17 protein-coding genes are annotated in these 17,585 nt (G+C 70.4%); 8 read left to right on the top strand and 9 right to left on the bottom strand.

Annotation, left to right across the window (positions count from 1 at the left end; translation table 11 throughout):
• Positions 1-91 precede the first annotated feature (91 nt).
• A complete protein-coding gene (locus tag AB0G10_RS35680) occupies positions 92-1,234 on the bottom strand; it encodes an ROK family transcriptional regulator (RefSeq protein WP_360932182.1) in 1,143 nt (380 codons plus the stop codon).
• Between the two features lie 74 nt (positions 1,235-1,308).
• Here AB0G10_RS35680 and xylA point away from each other — a divergent pair, with 74 nt between their 5' ends.
• From xylA to AB0G10_RS35655, 5 genes are all read left to right on the top strand, one after another.
• Entirely contained in the window at positions 1,309-2,493 is a 1,185-nt protein-coding gene (xylA, locus tag AB0G10_RS35675; protein WP_360932179.1) for a xylose isomerase, read from the top strand.
• Between the two features lie 2 nt (positions 2,494-2,495).
• Entirely contained in the window at positions 2,496-3,896 is a 1,401-nt protein-coding gene (gene xylB / locus AB0G10_RS35670) for a xylulokinase (protein ID WP_360932176.1), read from the top strand.
• Between the two features lie 171 nt (positions 3,897-4,067).
• A complete protein-coding gene (locus tag AB0G10_RS35665; RefSeq protein WP_360932173.1) occupies positions 4,068-5,516 on the top strand; it encodes a pectinesterase family protein in 1,449 nt (482 codons plus the stop codon).
• Positions 5,517-5,518: 2 nt separating this feature from the next.
• Positions 5,519-6,994 (top strand): RICIN domain-containing protein, encoded by a 1,476-nt coding sequence (locus AB0G10_RS35660; RefSeq protein ID WP_360932171.1) that lies wholly within the window; start codon positions 5,519-5,521, stop codon positions 6,992-6,994.
• Positions 6,995-7,204: 210 nt separating this feature from the next.
• The gene (locus tag AB0G10_RS35655) at positions 7,205-8,689 is read left to right on the top strand and encodes an MFS transporter (protein WP_360932782.1); all 1,485 of its coding nucleotides are present in this window, start codon (positions 7,205-7,207) and stop codon (positions 8,687-8,689) included.
• On the opposite strand, the gene AB0G10_RS35650 is transcribed toward AB0G10_RS35655, so the two are convergent.
• From AB0G10_RS35650 to AB0G10_RS35620, 7 genes are all read right to left on the bottom strand, one after another.
• A complete protein-coding gene (locus AB0G10_RS35650; protein ID WP_360932168.1) occupies positions 8,597-10,222 on the bottom strand; it encodes a glycoside hydrolase family 13 protein in 1,626 nt (541 codons plus the stop codon). The two genes, AB0G10_RS35655 and AB0G10_RS35650, sit on opposite strands and share 93 nt — an antisense overlap.
• A 27-nt stretch (positions 10,223-10,249) precedes the next feature.
• Complete coding sequence (locus tag AB0G10_RS35645; RefSeq protein WP_360932165.1) at positions 10,250-10,969, bottom strand: HD domain-containing protein; 720 nt, start codon at positions 10,967-10,969, stop codon at positions 10,250-10,252.
• 42 nt (positions 10,970-11,011) lie between these two features.
• Positions 11,012-11,974: an MHYT domain-containing protein gene (locus tag AB0G10_RS35640; protein ID WP_360932162.1), complete on the bottom strand. Its 963-nt coding sequence runs from the start codon at positions 11,972-11,974 to the stop codon at positions 11,012-11,014.
• A gap of 223 nt (positions 11,975-12,197) precedes the next feature.
• Positions 12,198-12,344 carry a GPGG-motif small membrane protein gene (locus AB0G10_RS35635; RefSeq protein ID WP_174262397.1) on the bottom strand — a complete coding sequence of 49 codons (147 nt, stop codon included), beginning with the start codon at positions 12,342-12,344 and terminating at the stop codon, positions 12,198-12,200.
• A gap of 46 nt (positions 12,345-12,390) precedes the next feature.
• Positions 12,391-13,134 carry a metallophosphoesterase gene (locus AB0G10_RS35630; protein ID WP_360932158.1) on the bottom strand — a complete coding sequence of 248 codons (744 nt, stop codon included), beginning with the start codon at positions 13,132-13,134 and terminating at the stop codon, positions 12,391-12,393.
• A complete protein-coding gene (locus AB0G10_RS35625; RefSeq protein ID WP_360932155.1) occupies positions 13,131-13,379 on the bottom strand; it encodes a hypothetical protein in 249 nt (82 codons plus the stop codon). The genes AB0G10_RS35630 and AB0G10_RS35625 overlap by 4 nt, the downstream gene beginning before the upstream one ends.
• Position 13,380: 1 nt before the next feature.
• Positions 13,381-13,962: a nucleotidyltransferase gene (locus tag AB0G10_RS35620; RefSeq protein ID WP_360932152.1), complete on the bottom strand. Its 582-nt coding sequence runs from the start codon at positions 13,960-13,962 to the stop codon at positions 13,381-13,383.
• Positions 13,963-14,096: 134 nt separating this feature from the next.
• Between AB0G10_RS35620 and AB0G10_RS35615 the strand changes: the two genes are divergently transcribed.
• Entirely contained in the window at positions 14,097-14,831 is a 735-nt protein-coding gene (locus AB0G10_RS35615; RefSeq protein ID WP_360932149.1) for a thymidylate kinase, read from the top strand.
• A gap of 34 nt (positions 14,832-14,865) precedes the next feature.
• A complete protein-coding gene (locus AB0G10_RS35610) occupies positions 14,866-15,366 on the top strand; it encodes a hypothetical protein (protein WP_360932147.1) in 501 nt (166 codons plus the stop codon).
• A 6-nt stretch (positions 15,367-15,372) separates the two neighbouring features.
• Here the strand turns inward: AB0G10_RS35610 and AB0G10_RS35605 are convergent, their stop codons facing one another.
• Positions 15,373-16,047, bottom strand: a complete 675-nt coding sequence (locus AB0G10_RS35605) for an SDR family oxidoreductase (protein WP_360932144.1) — start codon at positions 16,045-16,047, stop codon at positions 15,373-15,375.
• Positions 16,048-16,573: 526 nt separating this feature from the next.
• Here AB0G10_RS35605 and AB0G10_RS35600 point away from each other — a divergent pair.
• Complete coding sequence (locus AB0G10_RS35600; protein ID WP_122976665.1) at positions 16,574-17,575, top strand: sigma-70 family RNA polymerase sigma factor; 1,002 nt, start codon at positions 16,574-16,576, stop codon at positions 17,573-17,575.
• The last annotated feature ends 10 nt before the right edge of the window (positions 17,576-17,585 follow it).

Genomic DNA, 17,585 nt, shown 5'->3' with positions numbered 1-17,585 from the left:
CAGTGCGCACGCTGAGCGACCGCCGTCCCTCCGGGCGGCGGTCGCTCATCTTTCCGGGTACGGGTGACCGCACCGCTGTCACCGCGTCACCTCAACGCCGGAGCCACGCCGCGGGATCGTCGCGGACGGCCCTGATCACCGTGTCGGCGGCACCGCGCATCGCCGCGTCCGCGCCCAGCGCCGCGGGCCGCAGCACGACCGGGGCCAGCCCCGAGGTGAGCACCCGCCGGCCCAGTTCCTCTTCGATCCCCGGCCGCAGCTCGGCGAAGAGCGGAGCGTAGGCGCCACCCAGCACGATCACCGGCACGTCGAGCAGGTTGACCACGGCGGCCAGGGCGATGCCGAGGGCCGACGCGGCGAGCGGCTCGTCGCCGGCGAGGGCCTCCTGGCCGGCGTACTGCTCGAGGCATCCGCGGGCCCCGCACCGGCAGGGCCGGCCGTCCGGGAAGACCGTGACGTGCCCGATCTCCCCGCTCCAGCCGCGTACCCCGCGGTAGAGCTCGCCGTCCAGGACCAGCCCGGCGCCGATGCCGATCTCTCCCGACACGTAGAGAAAGGTCGGGCTCGTTTCCTGCGTCTCCTTCGTCGCGGCCCTGAGCTCGCCCAGCGCCGCCAGGTTCGCCTCGTTGTCCACGCTGATCGGCAGGTCGGCCAGCTCCGGCACCGAGCGCAGCATCTCCGGCGCGTCCACGTCCTGCCAGCCGAGGTTGGGCGCGACCCGCACCAGCCCGCCGCCGGCGACCAGGCCCGGCACGGCGAGCGCGGCGCCGGCCACGGTCAGCCCGTCGGCCTCGGCGGCGAGCCGGGCCCGGGCGGCGAGCCGGCCCAGCGCGGCCAGCGAGTCGCCGGCGCCGGACGGCCGCTGATCGGCGTACTCGACGAACCGCTGCCGCACCGTCCCGGTCAGGTCGACCACGCAGGCGGCCAGATAGTCGATGTTGATCTCGAAGCCGAGCCCGGCCGGTCCGGCGGCGCTGAGCGCGAGGCCGACCGCGGGGCGCCCGGCGCCGGTGCGCGGGGGAGGGTCGAGCTCGGTGAGCAGACCGCCCGCGACCAGGTCGTCGACGAGCGCCGAGACGGTGGCCCGGGTGAGCCCGGTTGCCGCGGCCACGCCCGCTCGGGACAACCGATCTGTGCTGTTTGCCACGGTATGCAGCACCAGCGCGAGATTATGGGCTCGCACGCTCGACTGCCGGACGGGGGCACTGGAACGAGAGGTCAGGCGGGCCGTCACGCCCTTGACAATGCCACACCACCGGCAAATAATTCAACCAATAAACAAATCCACCGCGTTTCCCGGAGGTAACCGTGTCGGTCCAGGCCACACGCGATGACAAGTTCTCCTTCGGTCTCTGGACCGTTGGCTGGCAGGCTCGTGACGCGTTCGGTGACGCCACCCGCGCCGCGCTCGACCCGGTCGAGGCCGTGCACAAGCTCGCCGAGATCGGCGCGTACGGCATCACGTTCCACGACGACGACCTCGTGCCCTTCGGCTCGGACGCGCAGACCCGGGACGGCATCATCGCCGGCTTCAAGAAGGCGCTCGACGAGACCGGCCTGATCGTCCCGATGGTCACCACCAACCTGTTCACCCACCCGGTGTTCAAGGACGGCGGCTTCACCAGCAACGACCGCTCGGTCCGCCGCTACGCGATCCGCAAGGTGCTGCGCCAGATGGACCTCGGCGCCGAGCTGGGCGCCAAGACCCTGGTGCTCTGGGGCGGCCGCGAGGGCGCCGAGTACGACTCGGCCAAGGACGTCGGCGCCGCCCTCGACCGCTACCGCGAGGCGCTCAACCTGCTCGCGCAGTACTCCGAGGACCGCGGTTACGGCCTGCGCTTCGCCATCGAGCCGAAGCCGAACGAGCCCCGCGGCGACATCCTGCTCCCGACCGCCGGCCACGCCATCGCGTTCGTGCAGGAGCTCGAGCGTCCCGAGCTCTTCGGCATCAACCCGGAGACCGGCCACGAGCAGATGTCGAACCTGAACTTCACCCAGGGCATCGCCCAGGCGCTCTGGCACAAGAAGCTGTTCCACATCGACCTGAACGGTCAGCACGGCCCGAAGTTCGACCAGGACCTGGTCTTCGGCCACGGTGACCTGCTCAACGCGTTCTCCCTGGTCGACCTCCTGGAGAACGGCCCCGACGGCGGCCCGGCCTACGACGGCCCGCGGCACTTCGACTACAAGCCGTCCCGCACCGAGGACTACGACGGCGTCTGGGAGTCGGCCAAGGCCAACATCCGGATGTACCTGCTGCTCAAGGAGCGCGCGAAGGCGTTCCGGGCCGACCCCGAGGTGCAGGAGGCGCTCGCCGCCAGCAAGGTCGCCGAGCTCAAGACCCCGACCCTGAACCCGGGCGAGGGCTACGCCGAGCTGCTCGCCGACAAGTCCGCGTTCGAGGACTACGACGCCGACGCCGCCGGCGCGAAGGGCTTCGGCTTCGTGAAGCTGAACCAGCTCGCGATCGAGCACCTGCTCGGGGCCCGCTGACCATGGCGTTGACAGCGGGGATCGACAGCTCGACCCAGTCGTGCAAGGTCGTCATCCGTGACGCCGAGACCGGCGAGCTGGTCCGGCAGGGCCGGGCGAGTCACCCGGACGGCACCGAGGTGCATCCGGACGCCTGGTGGTCCGCGCTGCAGTCCGCGATCGAGGAGGCGGGCGGTCTCGACGACGTCGCCGCCGCCTCGGTCGCCGGCCAGCAGCACGGCATGGTCGTCCTCGACGAGAACGGCGAAGTGGTCCGCCCGGCGCTGCTGTGGAACGACACCCGCAGCGCCGGCGCGGCCGCCGACCTGATCGCGGAGCTGGGCGGCGGCGAGAAGTGGGCGGAGGCGGTCGGCATCGTCCCGGTCGCCAGCTTCACCCTCACGAAGCTGCGCTGGCTGGCCCGGAACGAGCCCGCGCTGGCCGATCGCGTCGCGGCGGTGTGCCTGCCGCACGACTGGCTGACCTGGAAGCTGTCCGGATCGACGTCCCTGAGTGACCTGAGGACGGATCGCAGCGACGCCAGCGGCACGCTCTACTGGTCCGCGAAGACCGGCGAATATCGGCACGACCTGCTGGAACTCGGGTTCGGTCGCTCCTTGCAGGTGCCGGAGGTCCTCGGCCCGACCGGGATCGCCGGCCGGCTGCCGAACGGCACCCCGCTCGGCCCCGGCGCCGGCGACAACGCGGCGGCCGCCCTCGGCACCGGCGCGCTGCCCGGCGACGTGATCGTCTCGATCGGCACGTCCGGCACGGTCTTCGTCTCGTCGGACGTCGCGCCGATCGACCCGAGCGGCACGGTGGCCGGCTTCGCCGACACCACCGGGCGGTACCTGCCGATCGTGGTGACGCTCAACGCGGCCCGGGTGCTCGACGCGGCGGCGAAGCTGCTCGGCGTCGACCACGACGAGCTGTCCCGGCTCGCGCTCTCCGCCCCGGCGGGAGCGGACGGCCTGGTGCTGGTCCCGTACCTGGAAGGGGAACGGACACCGAACCGGCCGGACGCCACCGGCGCGATCCACGGGCTCACGCTCAAGACCTCGGACCCGGCGCACCTGGCCCGGGCCGCCGTCGAGGGAATGCTCTGCGCCCTCGCCGACGGTCTCGACGCCCTGGTCGCGCACGGCGCCGAGGCCAACCGGATCGTGCTGGTCGGCGGCGGGGCGCGCAGCGAGGCGGTCCGCCGCATCGCGCCGGCGCTCTTCGGCAAGCCGGTGCTGGTCCCGCCGCCCGGCGAATACGTCGCGGACGGCGCGGCCCGCCAGGCGGCCTGGGTCGCCTCCGGCGGCGACACCCCGCCGGCCTGGTCGGCGGCGGCTCCCGAGATCTACGAGGACGATCCCGTCCCACTGATCCGCGAGCAGTACGCGGCGGCCCAGAACGCGGTGATCGACCGCACGCGCTGACCGCCCGACATCCCTCCTCTCCCGCGATCTTGTGAAGCTCTGCACCCCCGGTGCGGCACGACTTCACAAGATCGCGGGAGATTTTTTGTTGTCGGGCCTCTGCCGGCGCATCTACCTACGCGGAACCACCGGCCATCCCCGGGCCGGCATCCCCCGTAGGAAGGATCCGCAGTGGCATTTCGCAAGCGGACACTGATCGGCGCCGTGGCGGCACTCGTCGTGCCGACCGGCCTGGTCGGCTGGTCGATGTTGCCGTCGAGTGCCGCGGCCGCGCCGGCCGCCGGCACCACGTATCAGCTGGTCGTCAAGAAGAGCAGCATGTGCCTGGACGTGCCGGGCGCGTCGAAGGACAACGCCGCCCTGCTCCAGCAGTGGGGCTGTACCACCGGCGCCGCCTGGCAGCAGTTCAAGCTGGTCGCGGCAGGGAGCAACTTCCTGATCCAGAACGTGAGCAGCGGCAAGTGCGTCGACGTGCCGGGTGGCTCGACCACCTCCGGTCAGCGCCTCCAGCAGTGGGGCTGTGCCTCGGCACAGACCAACCAGCAGTGGCGGGTGGCCGCCAGCGGCACCGGCACCTACCAGGTCATCAACGTGAACAGCGGCCTGTGCATGTCGGACCAGGGCGCCTCGACCGCGTCCGGCGCGTCGATCATCCAGGAGACCTGTACCGCCAACTCGAACAAGCAGTGGGCGTTCAACCCGGTGGGCGGCTCCGCGACGACGGCCCCGACCACGGCGCCGCCGACCGGCTCGTTCACGGTCGCCTCGGACGGCTCCGGCAGATACCGGACGGTTCAGGCCGCCATCGACGCCGTCGCCGCGAACAACACCAGCCGGCAGACGATCACCATCAAGCCCGGCACCTACCGGGAGATCGTGACGGTCCCGTCGAACAAGCCGTTCATCACGCTCAAGGGCGGCGGCGACTCGGCCGACGACGTGGTGATCGTCAACAACCGCAGCAGCGCCGGCGGGTACGGCACCTCGGGCAGCGCCACCTTCTTCGCCAACGGCAAGGAGACCGGCGCCACGAACCTGACGATCTCGAACGACTACGGCGAGGGCAGCCAGGCGGTGGCCGCCAACCTCAACGCCGACAGGCTGGTCTTCGACAACGTCCGGTTCCTCGGCGCCCAGGACACCCTGCTGGTGAACAGCGGGCGCTCGTACATCAAGAACTCGTACGTCGAGGGCACCGTCGACTTCATCTTCGGCGCCGGCACGGCGGTCTTCAACAACGCCAAGATCTATCAGAAGCGCAGCTCCGGCGGCCCGATCACGGCGGCCCGGACCGACCCGGGCAACGCCTACGGCTTCCTCATCTACAAGAGCACGGTGACCGGCGCGACGAACAACACCACGCAGCTCGGCCGCCCGTGGGGCCCGGACGCGCAGGTGCTGTTCCGCGAGACCAGCCTGAGCGCCACGATCAAGACCGCTCAGCCGTGGACCGACATGTCCGGCAACACCTGGCAGAACGCGCGCTTCTTCGAGTACGCGAACACCGGCTCCGGCGCGACCACGAACGGCAACCGCCCGCAGATGAGCGCCTCGACGGCCGCCAACTACACCCCGCAGAAATACCTCGCAGGCTCGGACAACTGGAACCCGGTGGGTTGATCATGAAAAAGCGCATCATTCTCGCGACGGCCGTCGTCGCCGTCCCCGCCGCCATCGTCGGCTGGTCGGTGCTGCCCTCGAACGCGGCGGCAGCCCCCGCGGCCGGCAGCACCTATCAGCTCATCGTGAAGAAGAGCGGCAAGTGCATCGACGTGCCGGGCGCGTCGAAGGACAACGGCGCCCTGCTGCAGCAGTGGGGCTGCACCGCGAACTCGGCGTGGCAGCAGTTCACGCTGGTGGCCTCGGGAAGCAACTTCCTGATCAAGAATGTCGACAGTGGTAAGTGCATCGACGTGCCGGGCGGCTCGAAGACGTCCGGTCAGCAGCTGCAGCAGTGGGGCTGTGTCGGGTCGCAGACCAACCAGCAGTGGAAGCTGACGGCGTCCGGCACCGACACGTATCAGATCGTCAACGTGAACAGCGGTCTCTGCATCTCGGACCAGGGTGCGTCGACCGCGAACGGCGCGTCGATCATCCAGGAGACCTGCACCGCGAACTCCAACAAGCAGTGGGCGTTCACCCCGGTCGCCGGCGCCACGACGGCGCCGACCACCGCACCGACCACCGCGCCGAGCGGCCGGACCTGGGCGTCCACGCCGGACGGCTTCGCGTCGACCGGTGGCGGCACGACCGGTGGCGCGGCCGGCACGACGGTCACCGTGAAGACCCTCGCCGACCTCACCAAATACGTCACCGCGACCGAGCCGTACGTGATCAAGGTGGCCGGCGCCATCACGATCACGCCGAAGGGCACCGAGCTCAAGGTCAAATCGAACAAGACCATCGTGGGCGTCGGCACCAGCGGCGAGATCGTCGGCGGCGGCTTCTTCTTGGGTACGGGCGTCCGGAACGTCATCATCCGGAACCTCACGATCCGGGACACCCAGATGACCGAGGACGACCCGGACGACAAGGACTTCGACTACGACGGCATCCAGATGGACACCGCCGACCACATCTGGATCGACCACAACAAGATCACGCGGATGAACGACGGCATGATCGACAGCCGTAAGGACACCACGTACCTGACCGTGTCGTGGAACGTGCTGGACACCGGCAACAAGGCGTTCGGCATCGGCTGGACCGAGAACGTGACCGCGCGGATGACGATCCACCACAACTGGATCAAGAACACCAACCAGCGGAACCCCAGCACCGACAACGTGGCGCTGGCCCACCTCTACAACAACTACCTGCAGAACGTCTCGTCGTACGGCAACCTGTCCCGGGGCGGCACCAAGATGGTCCTGGAGAACAGCTACTTCGACAAGGTCGCGAACCCGTACTACAACGACACGTCGGCCGCCCAGCTCAAGCAGAGCGGCAGCATCGTGAAGAACTCGAGCGGCAAGCAGCAGACCAACGGCTCCGCCTTCGACCCGAAGAGCTACTACTCGTACACCCTCGACGCGGCGGCGGACGTCCCCGCTCTGCTCGCGAAGTACGCCGGCCCGCAGGCCAACATCGGCAACTGACCCACAACCCGCTCTCCCCGCGATCTTGTTGAACCGCGCAGGCCCGTTGCCGCGCAAATCATCAAGATCGCGGGGAGGGGGGAGCGGGGGGCGGGCGTGGGCGTGGGCGTGGGAGGAGACTCCGTGCGCTGCGGGCGATGAGCATGCCTCCAGGTGAACCGCGCCCGTGGTCCGCCGCGTCCGGGGTGGGCGGATACCCTCTACCGGGTGATGGGCAAGGGCGGGACCGTGCACCGCGTCTACAGCGTGGTGGTCTTCGTGATCCTGGCCGCCCTCGACAACGTCGCCATCGGCATCGTCCCGCCGCTCTACGGCAGCATCGGCGCCGACCTCGGCGTCGGCGAGGGGCACATCGCGCTGGCGACCACCATGATGTTCCTGATCAGCGCGGTCGCGGCGATCGGGTTCGCGTACGTCGGGGACCGCACCGACCGCAAGCCGGTCCTGATCGCCGGCACCACGATCTGGGTGATCGGCACGGCCTGGTCCGGCCTGGCCGGCGGCTACCCGTCGTTCCTGGCCGCCCAGGTGGTCGCGGCGTTCGGCCTCGGCGGGGTGGCCTCGGTCAGCTTCGCGGTGGTCAGCGACCTGATCTCGCCGCGCCGGCGGGGCCTGGTGATGAGCTTCTGGGGCCTGTCGCAGGGCGTCGGCACGCTGGCCGGCACGCTCGTCGGCGGCATCCTCGGCCACCAGGACTGGCGGGAGCCGTTCCTGGTCACCGCCGGGGCCGGCGTGGTCGCCACGGTGGCGTACCTGTTCACCTACAACGTGCCGCGCGGCGACAGCCAGCCCGAGCTGGCCGGCGTCGACTACGACGAGCGGATCCACCACGAGGATCTGCCGGTCATCCTGAAGCGGCGCACCAACATCTGGCTGATCCTGCAGGGCGGCACCGCGCAGATCGCCTTCGGCTCGCTGGTCTGGCTGCCGATCCTGTTCCGGGCGCGGGCCGAGGACCAGGGCTACTCCACCGGCACGGCGGTGCTGGTCGGCAGCATCTTCGCGACGGTCTTCCAGCTCGGCGCGGCGCTGTCGATCCTCGGCGGGCTCGCGGGTGACCGCCTGCAGCGGCGTACCCCGCGGGGTCGTGCCCTGGTGGCGGCGGTCGGCGTGCTCGCCGCGGTGCCGTTCTACGTGGTGCTGTTCTTCGTACCCATGGAGATCACGGTGACCGACGGCGCCGGCACCGGCACGCTGATCCGCGAGGTCCTCACGAACGTGCTGACCGAGCCGACCGTCGCGGCCTGCCTCGCCATCGCGGTCTTCGCGCTGATGCTGACCTCGGCGAACTCGCCGAACTGGTTCGCCATGATCGCCGACGTGAACCCGCCGCAGCACCGCGGCACCGTCTACAGCCTCGGCAACCTGGTCAACGGCGTCGGCCGGGCCGGTGGGAACGCGCTCGTCGGCGTCGCCTTCCGCGGGCTGGCCGGCGCGTTCCCGCCGCCGCTGAACTACGCGGTCGGGCTCGCCGTGTTCCAGTTCTTCTTCATCCCGACCGGGATCATGTACTGGCTGGCCAGCAGGACCGTGGCGGCGGACATGGCCGACACGCACACCGCCCTGCTGGCCGTCGCGGCCGAATCAGACGAGCGTCCGGAGTCAGACGAGCGCCCAGACGGTGACGTCGAGCGGGACCCGGCCGTCGGCGTCCAGGGGTTCGCTGGACAGCAGGACCCGGGCGCCGGGCGGTAGCTCCTCCGGCTCCTCGCCGAAGTTGGTCACCACGAGCAGGTCGCCGTTGCGGAAGGCGAGCGACGTCTCCCCGGTGTCCGCCCAGGTCAGCGACCCGGCGCCGAGCTTGTGGTCGCGCCGCGCGGCGAGCGCCGACCGGTACAGCTCGTAGGTCGAGCCGGGCACGTCGACCTGGCGGTCCAGCGCGTACTCGGCCCAGATCGCGGGCTGCGGCAGCCAGCTCGCGTCGGCGGGGCCGAATCCGTACGAGGGGGCGTCCGCCTCCCACGGGATCGGCACCCGGCAGCCGTCCCGGCCCTTCTCGGCGTGACCGGACCGCTCCCAGGCCGGGTCCTCGCGGAACTCGTCGGGCAGCGTGGTGTGCTCCGGGAGGCCCAGCTCCTCGCCCTGGTAGAGGTAGGCCGAGCCGGGCAGCCCCAGCATCAGCAGCGTGGCGGCGCGGGCCCGGCGCAGGCCGAGGGCGGTGTCGGGCTGCGGGTCGTCGGCGCCGATGCCGGGCTTGCGCGGCTCGCCGACTCCGAACCCGAGGCGGGACGCGTGCCGCACCACGTCGTGGTTCGACAGCACCCAGGTGGTGGTCGCGCCGACCGCGTCGTTGGCGGCGAGCGAGGAGTCGATCACCGCGCGCAGCTCGGCCGGCTTCCACGGCGCTTCCAGGTAGGGGAAGTTGAACGCCTGGTGCATCTCGTCGGGGCGCACGTAGCGCGCGAGCCGGTCCTCGGGCTGCACCCAGGCCTCGGCCACCAGGATCCGGCCGCCCGGGTATTCGTCGAGCACGGCGCGCCATTGCCGGTAGATCTCGTGCACGCCCTCCTGGTCCCACATGGGCGGCGGCGGGCCGACCGGCTCGAGGCCGCCGAGCACGGTGGCCGGGCGGGTCCAGTCGGTCAGCTCGGCGTCCTTGATCAGGCCGTGCGCCACGTCGACCCGGAAGCCGTCGACGCCGCGGTCCAGCCAGAACCGCAGGATGTCGAGGAACTCGGCGCGGACCTCCGGGTGGTCCCAGTTCAGGTCGGGCTGGGAGACGTCGAACAGGTGCAGGTACCACTGGCCGTCCGGCAGCCGCTCCCAGGCGGAGCCGCCGAAGACGCTCTGCCACGAGTTGGGCGGCTCGCTTCCATCCGTACCCTTGCCGTCCCGGAAGATGTAGCGGGCACGTTCCGGACTCCCGGGCGCCGCGTCGAGGGCTGCTCGGAACCAGGCGTGGTCGCTGGAGGTGTGGTTCGGCACGAGATCCACGATGACCTTGAGGCCGAGCTCGTGGGCCGTGGTGATCAGCTTGTCGGCGTCGCCGAGCGCGCCGAACCGCGGGTCGACGCCCCGGTAGTCGGCCACGTCGTAACCGGCGTCGTGCTGCGGGCTGGGGTAGAACGGCGAGAGCCACACGGCGTCGACACCGAGCCGGCGGAGCTCGGGCAGGCGCGCGGTGATCCCGGGCAGGTCGCCCATGCCGTCACCGTTCGCGTCGGCGAACGAGCGTGGGTAGATCTGGTAGATGACGGCGTCACGCCACCAGGTTTCTGTGGAGGGCATGCGCCCTAGGTTAGGCCGCGCTCCCGCTCAGGCGTCCAGAATGGCGGCGAATCGCTCCTCGGCGAGGTCGAGCTGGTCGAGGATGTGCTCCTTCGCGATCGTGGAGAGCGGGGTGTCCGGCCGCCCGACGAGTTCCCGCAGCTTGGGGACGAGCGGGCGGTACTTGGTGGCCGACCGGAACGCCTTGTCCAGGGTCGTGTGGATGACGCCGACCCCGTTGTCGGTGAAGTCCGAGATCTTGATCACCCGCGCCCACGGATCCCGTTCCAGGCTCTCCTCGACGTGCTCCCGGTACTGCTCGTGCCGGTCCCGGGCGGGGTCGTACTCCGGGTTGGTGACCGAGCGGACCAGCTCGGCCACCCGCGGGTTGAACCGGCGGGACAGCTCGGCCAGGGCGGCCTCGGTGGCCTCCGGGTACGGGGTGCCGTCCGGGCAGCCGCCGAGCTCGTCCGGGTGGTCCTCGACGGCGTCGTGCAGCAGCGCCGCGACCAGCACGTCGAGGTCGCGTACGCCGTAGTACTTGATGATCCGGATGGCGACCCGGAGCAGGTGGTTCAGGTAGGGCTCGCGGACCCGCCGGTCGTCGGCGTGCAGGGTGGCGGCCAGGTCCAGCGCCTCGATCAGCTGCTTGCGGTCCGGGTCGGGGAAGGACTCCAGTTCGAGGAGGAAGCGGTCGCGGAGCCCGGCCTCGCCGTACACCTCCGTGATCGCGTGCAGCGGCATCGAGAGCAGCATCCGTGGTGCCATGCCGATCAGATATACCCGATCAGGGCGGCCCGTGGGGTTTCGTCAGCTTCCGGGCGTGGTGGGAGCCGTCGTCGGCGTGTTCGTGGGAATCGGCTCCGGGCGGGGTGAGGGGCGCGGGCCGGGGGAGGGGCGGGTCGCCGCGGCGGCCCGGCCGGAGACCACCGCCCGCGCGGCCGGGGTGAGCCGGACCGCGCCCATCGAGCCGGCCTTCACGGACCAGGGCTGCGGGTTCTCGGCGTGCACGCCGCGCTTCGGGGTGCCGGCGCCGTCGGTGAACTCCTCCTCGGTCATCGCCTGGAGGGCGCTCAGCGCCACGCCGACGATGGTGGCCGCCGTGATGATCGTGATCGGCACGAGCATGGTGAGCGGGCGGATGCCGCCGGGCGCGACGCCGGACGGATCCAGCTCGACCGACATGGCGGCCATCCCGGTGTAGTGCATGCCGCAGACCGCCACGGCCATCACCGCCGCCGCGCCGGTGATCTTCAGCCAGCCGCGTACCGAGACGGCGAACCAGAGCGCCACCGTGCTGGCCGCGAGCGCGATCGCGGCGGACGCGACGACCAGGCCGGGGTGGTAGTGGATGGTGGCCGCGATCCGCATGCCCTGCATGCCGGTGTAGTGCATGGCGATCACGCCGGTGCCGGTCAGCACGCCGGCCACCAGGATCCGGCCGGTGCTGCGCCTGCCGTGCCCGACCACCAGCAGTCCGATGCCGACCGTCAGCACCGAGAACGCGAGGCTGGCGAGGGTCAGCGTGAGGTCGTAGCGGACCGGGCTGTCCGGCACGTCGAAGCCGAGCATCGCGGAGAAGTGCATGAGCCAGATGCCGCCGCCGCCGATGGCGAAGGCCGCGATCACCAGCCAGCGGTTGCGCCGGCCGCGGTTGTGCGCGTCGCGGGCCCGCCCGGTGCAGAGCAGCCCCAGGAAGGAACCGAGGAAGGCCAGTAGGTAGGCGGCTATCGGATTGAACGCCCCATAGGTGAAGTGATGAACGTGAGCCACGGGATACCTCGCGGGAAGTCGTCGATCGTCCGCGGGGATTCAGTCAGATATCAGCTCTCGTGCATCGCACGTCATGTGCGTCGACTAACCAAAGAGGCAACCCGGACATAGAGAACCGGGATCACCGTCGCTTCGTCCGAATCGGATCACTCCGAATCGGGCGAGGCGGCGGCAACCCCGGTGCGCCGTCGAATGTGTGCTCTTAGAAGATCAATTCAGAGCGTCATACATTGAAGATGCTGACGCCACCCGGTCCGACCAGCAGGCCGACGATGATCAGGACGACCCCCCAGAGGATCTGCCGCCGGAACAGCGCGAGGATGCCGGCGACCACGAGGATAACGGCGAGAATCCAAAGCAGTAGTGACATGTCATCTCGGTTACCCGAACCCCGGAAATCGAAAACCTGTGATCAATCAGGCGTTTGCCAGCTCGCTGTCGACCGATTCGGACAGTAGTTGGTAGACGTTGTACGCCTGCTTGATGACCGGGTGCGCCACGTTGCGGACCGGGACGCCGCCGGGCGTGCGGCCGCGCTCCGAGCCGTGGTGCGCGTGCCCGTGCAGGGCCAGCGCGGTCGGCGCCGAGTCGATGGCGTTGCCGAGCTGGTAGCAGCCGAGGAACGGGTAGATCTCCAGCGGCTCGCCGACGAGCGTCTCCGGCACCGGCGCGTAGTGGGTGAGCGCCACCAGCGCGTCGCACTCCACCGAGCGCAGCGCCTCGCCGAGACGCGTCGCGATGTCCTCGGTGGTGCCGACGAAGTCCTTCATCTCCCGCTCGCCGAAGTTGCTCGCGCAGGCCCCGGCGAAGCCTCCGCCGAACCCCTTGCTGCCGGCGATGCCGAGCCGGTGGCCGTTGATCTCGAGTACGGTCGCCGAACACTCCAGCACCGTGATGCCCGAGTCGGTGAGCACCCCGGTGACCTCGTCCTGCAGGTCGCTCTGGTGGTCGTGGTTGCCGAGCACCACCACGACCGGGACCGCGAGCCCGCCGAATTCCTGGGCGAAGCAGCGGGCCTCCTCGACGGTGCCGTGCCGGGTGAGGTCACCGGCGACGAGCAGCGCGTCGGCCCGATCGGGCAGTTCCTCGAGTGCGGGCCGGTAGCGGCCCAGGACGTCCTTGTCCACGTGGACGTCGCCGACGGCGGCGATCCGGATCATGAAATCTCCTCCACCTCGATGGGCGCCTGCGCCCGGGTGATGCCGATGTCACAGGTGATCTCGATATCCGGGAAGTGCTCGGTGATCTGGTGACAGATCTCGTCGCGGCGCTGCGCGCTCTCCACTTCCCCGCCGAGCACGATCGCGTGCTCCCGGCGCTGGACCGTGATGCCCTGTTCGGCGATCCGGTCGTGCTCGGTGAGCAACCGCTGGATCTCGGCCTCCAGGTCGATCTGGTTGGTCATCTCATCCCCCTACCTTGAGCTCGTGGTCTGGGAACGACGCCACATCCAGCCGGTCGAGGAGCACGAAGAAGGCGTCCGCGTACGGCGACTTGGCGGTCTCCCGGCGTACCCGATCCCAGTCGATCTGCTCACGCAGCGAGCGGGCCACCGGCAGTCCGGTGGCGAAGTCGCAGTAGTGCTGGCTGTAGCTGAGCAGCTTGTGAATCATCAGTTGGGTGGCCGAGAGCACCGGCATGTAGATCGCCTCGACCGAGATCTGATCGGTGTCGTGCAGCGTCTCGTCGGTCACCGGCGACTCCACCGGGCGGTAGATCAGGTCCACCATCCGGCCCTCGTCGTAGACCTTGACGAGCCAGTCCTCCGGCGGCTGCTCGGTCTCGAAACCCACCCCGGCGAGCTCCTGCAGCGCCCGGTCCTTGTCCTGCTCCCTGATCAGGAAGTCGACGTCGTGATCGCTGGAATACCCGCCCCGGGCATAGACAGCGAAGCTCCCGCCCAGCGCGAACGGGATGTCCGCGCTCTTGAGCGTGGACGCGACGCGCTTCAAGGTGACGGCCAGTCCTTCGTCCACACGGTGTGGCATGCGACCCCTCCTGGTGCCGTGTCCGGTCCGTGAACGACTACCCGGAGTCGCCCCACCTTGAACCCATTCTGGCCTGGCCAGGGTGTTCACAGGTACGGAACGGAACGTGCGGACCGGCGCTACCGTGGGTTGGTATGGATTCCCCGGCTGTTCACACCGTCGCCCTCGTCGGCATCGACGGCTCCGGCAAGACGACCCAGGCGCACCGGCTCGCCGAGGAACTGACCGCCGCCGGGATCCCGGCGGCATACCGGCGCAACGCCGGCGGCCGGCACTGGGTGGGCCGGGTCGCCGGGCTCCTCGGCCGGGATGACGCCGAAGCCCTGATCGGCCGCCGCGCCATGCTCGCCGTCGAGTCGGTGCTGCGCTGGCTCGCGATCCTGCGGACCCTGCTGCGCCGCGCGTTCTCCCGGGAGATCTCGGTGATGGACCGCTACGCGTTCTGCCAATACGCGAGCCTGCGGGCGCGGGGCGCCAAGCCGGCCGCCGAGCGCCGGGCGCGGCTCGCCTACCGCCTCTTCCCGGCCCCCGACGTCACGTTCCTGCTCGCCGTCGACCCGGCCGTGGCCCAGCAGCGGATCGACCGCCGCGGCTACGACCACGAGTCGATGGACTACCTCCGGGCCGCCGCGGACGCCTACCGCTCACTCCCGGAATACGCGAGTTTCGTGGTGATCGACGCGAACGGCACCCCGGACGAGGTGGCGGCCGCGATCCGCGCCGAGTTCCAGGCCCGGCTCGCGCCGCGGACCGTCCCGGTCGTGCCCTCCCCGCGCCGGCGGCTCGCCGCCCGCGCCCTGGTGATGACGGCGGCGCCGCTGCTCGCGGCGTGCGCGGTGCTCGGCCTTCAGCTGGCGGAGTCGCTCTAGTGAAGCGCCCGGCCGCCGGTGGGATCATGGATCGGTGACTTCCGACCTCGGCGAGATCACCGACAGCACGGCGTGGACGTCGCCGGACGCGACGTCCTTCACGCCGCCGTACCTGACGACGTACGCGTACGACGGGCCGTTCGCGAACGGACTTCCCGCGTTCGACGTGAGCCACGACCAGACATCGCTGATCTACGGCACCAACTGGGGCTTCACCTGCACGATGCTCGGTGTCCAAGTGCCGCCGGAGCATGAGATCGCCGTCCCGGCGGGCCACACGCAGCTCTCCATCCTGGAGAAGCGTGCCGTGGTCGCCGCCGGAGGCGTGGTGCTGCGGATCTGGCCGGCGGCCTTCCCGGCGGACCGGCACCAGGTGTGGCGGCTGATCGTGCCGCAGGCCGCCGGGCGCGGGTTCCGCAACGAGGAGGCCGCCCCGGGCATCGAGGCCGGGGTCGCCGCCGCCGTGGATCTCGCGGCCCGGATGGACGGCCCGGTGTTGCTCGCGCGCAAGGTGGGCGAGCGCTACTGGCACTGAGAAGTGTCAGGCCTGCCCGTAGACCGGCACCCGAGCCCCGCTCGTCGGCGCCGACTCGTCCGACGCCAGGAACAGGATCACCTTGGCGATCGCCTCGGGCGTGACCCAGCGGCCCGGGTCCGCCTCCGGCTGCGCGGCCCGGTTCGCCGGGGTGTCGATGACGCTGGGGAGCACCGTGTTGCAGCGCACGCCCTGCTTCCGGTACTCGACCGCGACCGTCTCGGCGAACGCCAGGACCGCGGCCTTCGAGGCGACGTAGCCGGCCGCACCGGGGAACGGCGCGACGGCGGCCCGGGAGGAGACGCAGACGATCGAGCCGCCTCCGGCGGCCACGAGGTACGGCAGGGCCGCGGCCGTGACCAGGTACGTGGGGCGCAGGTTGGCCGCGAACATGGCCTCGAAGTCCTCGACCGGGGTGTCCGCCACCAGGCCGCCCCCGGCGTACCCGCCGGCGAGGTTGACCACGGCCCGGAGCGGGCCGGCCTGGGCGACGGCGGCCCCGACCTGATCGGGATCGGTCAGATCGGCCTCCACCGGGACCGCCCCGGAGGGCAGCCGGCCGGCCGTTCCGGGACGTACCGGGGCGACTACCCGCCACCCCGCCTCGAGGAATGCGGTGACCGTGGCGGTGCCGAGGCCGCCGGTCCCGCCGGTCACCAGAGCCGTGCGCGTGTCCGTCATGCGCCGAAGCTTGTCACACCGCCGTGTCTGTGCTTTTGCTCACTCGTCGGCGGACCGGGCCCGTCACCTGGGAATGTTTCGGGCCGCCGCGATGTCACCCGTGCGGGGGGATGAACTGCGGCGCGGCGTGGCGCATCGTGACCGGTGGTCCCGGCTGGTGCCGGCGCGGGACATTTCCTTCGGACGTTTGTTTCAGGCCCGTCGTCGGCCGGCCGATGCTGCACATGAACCCGGCGCGTGCGATTCCCGTACTCGGGGGTGACGAGCATCGCGTGGCCCAGGGTGATGCCCGTCGCTGTGATCGATGAGAGGCCGATGGTGTTATGAGACGCGCGACGGGTATCCGGCTGTCTACACGACAGGCCGCAAGAGACCGTACTCAGCTACCCCGCACTGGGCTCTCAGGTATCACCCAGGCATTCGTGACACTTTCGATCAGCCGGACGGAATTCGTTCCGGCAGCAATTTGTTGTGTAGATGGCAGCAACCGCAATGCACGAGCTGCGGACGTTACGGGAGAGGGCTGATGGACGCAGGTAATGCCCGTAACAGGGTTAGTGACGGCAATGAGGGGACCGTGGGCAACGTGGAGAAGAACACCGTGATGCGTACCGACCAGGTCGCCGAGGAGCGCGACCTCGTCGGAGTCTACCTGCACGAGATCTCCCGGACGCCGCTGTTGGACGCCGCACGAGAAGTCGAACTCTCCAAGGCGATCGAGGCGGGCCTCTACGCCGAGCACCTGCTCGAGCAGGGCGAGGAGCGGCGCGGCGTCAGCCGGGAGGAGCTGGAGCGCCTCGTCACTGAGGGCCAGCGTGCCAAGGACCTGTTCATCCGAGCCAACCTGCGGCTGGTCGTGTCGATCGCCCGCCGCTATGTGCGATCCGGTATGCCGATGCTCGACCTCATCCAGGAGGGCAACACCGGCCTGGTCCGCGCCGTGGAGAAGTTCGACTACGAGCGCGGTTACAAGTTCTCGACGTACGCGACCTGGTGGGTCCGCCAGGCGATCAGCCGGGCCATCGCCCAGCAGGAGCGCACCGTGCGCCTCCCCGTGCACCTGGTCGAGGACGTCAACCGGATGCGCAACGTCACCCGTCAGCTGGTCCGTGAGCTGGGCGGCGACCCCGAGCCCGAGCAGGTCGCGGCCGCGCTCGGCGTGACCGTGGAGCGCGTCAACGAGCTCACCCGCTGGGCGCAGGACACCGTCTCGCTCGACACCCCCGTCGGCGACGACGGCGACACCAACCTCGGTGACCTGGTCGCCGACAGCGACGCACCGTCCCCTGAGGAGATCGTGCTGAGCGCCCTGGAGCGCCAGCGCATCGAGGGCCTGCTGAACCACCTCGACGACCGGTCGGCCGGCATCATGCGGGCGCGGTACGGCCTCGAGGACGGCCGGGAGCACTCGCTCACCGAGGTCGCCTCGCGCTTCTCGCTGAGCCGCGAGCGGATCCGCCAGCTGGAGATCCAGGCGCTCGGCCGGCTGCGTGAGCTGGCCCGCGCCGAGGGCCTGCAGGCCGCCTGACACAGCACCA

Source organism: Actinoplanes sp. NPDC023714 (assembly GCF_040639855.1).
Lineage (GTDB): Bacteria > Actinomycetota > Actinomycetes > Mycobacteriales > Micromonosporaceae > Actinoplanes.
Note: the sequence above shows the minus strand (reverse complement) of the source record. Positions and strands in the feature narration are given on the sequence as shown.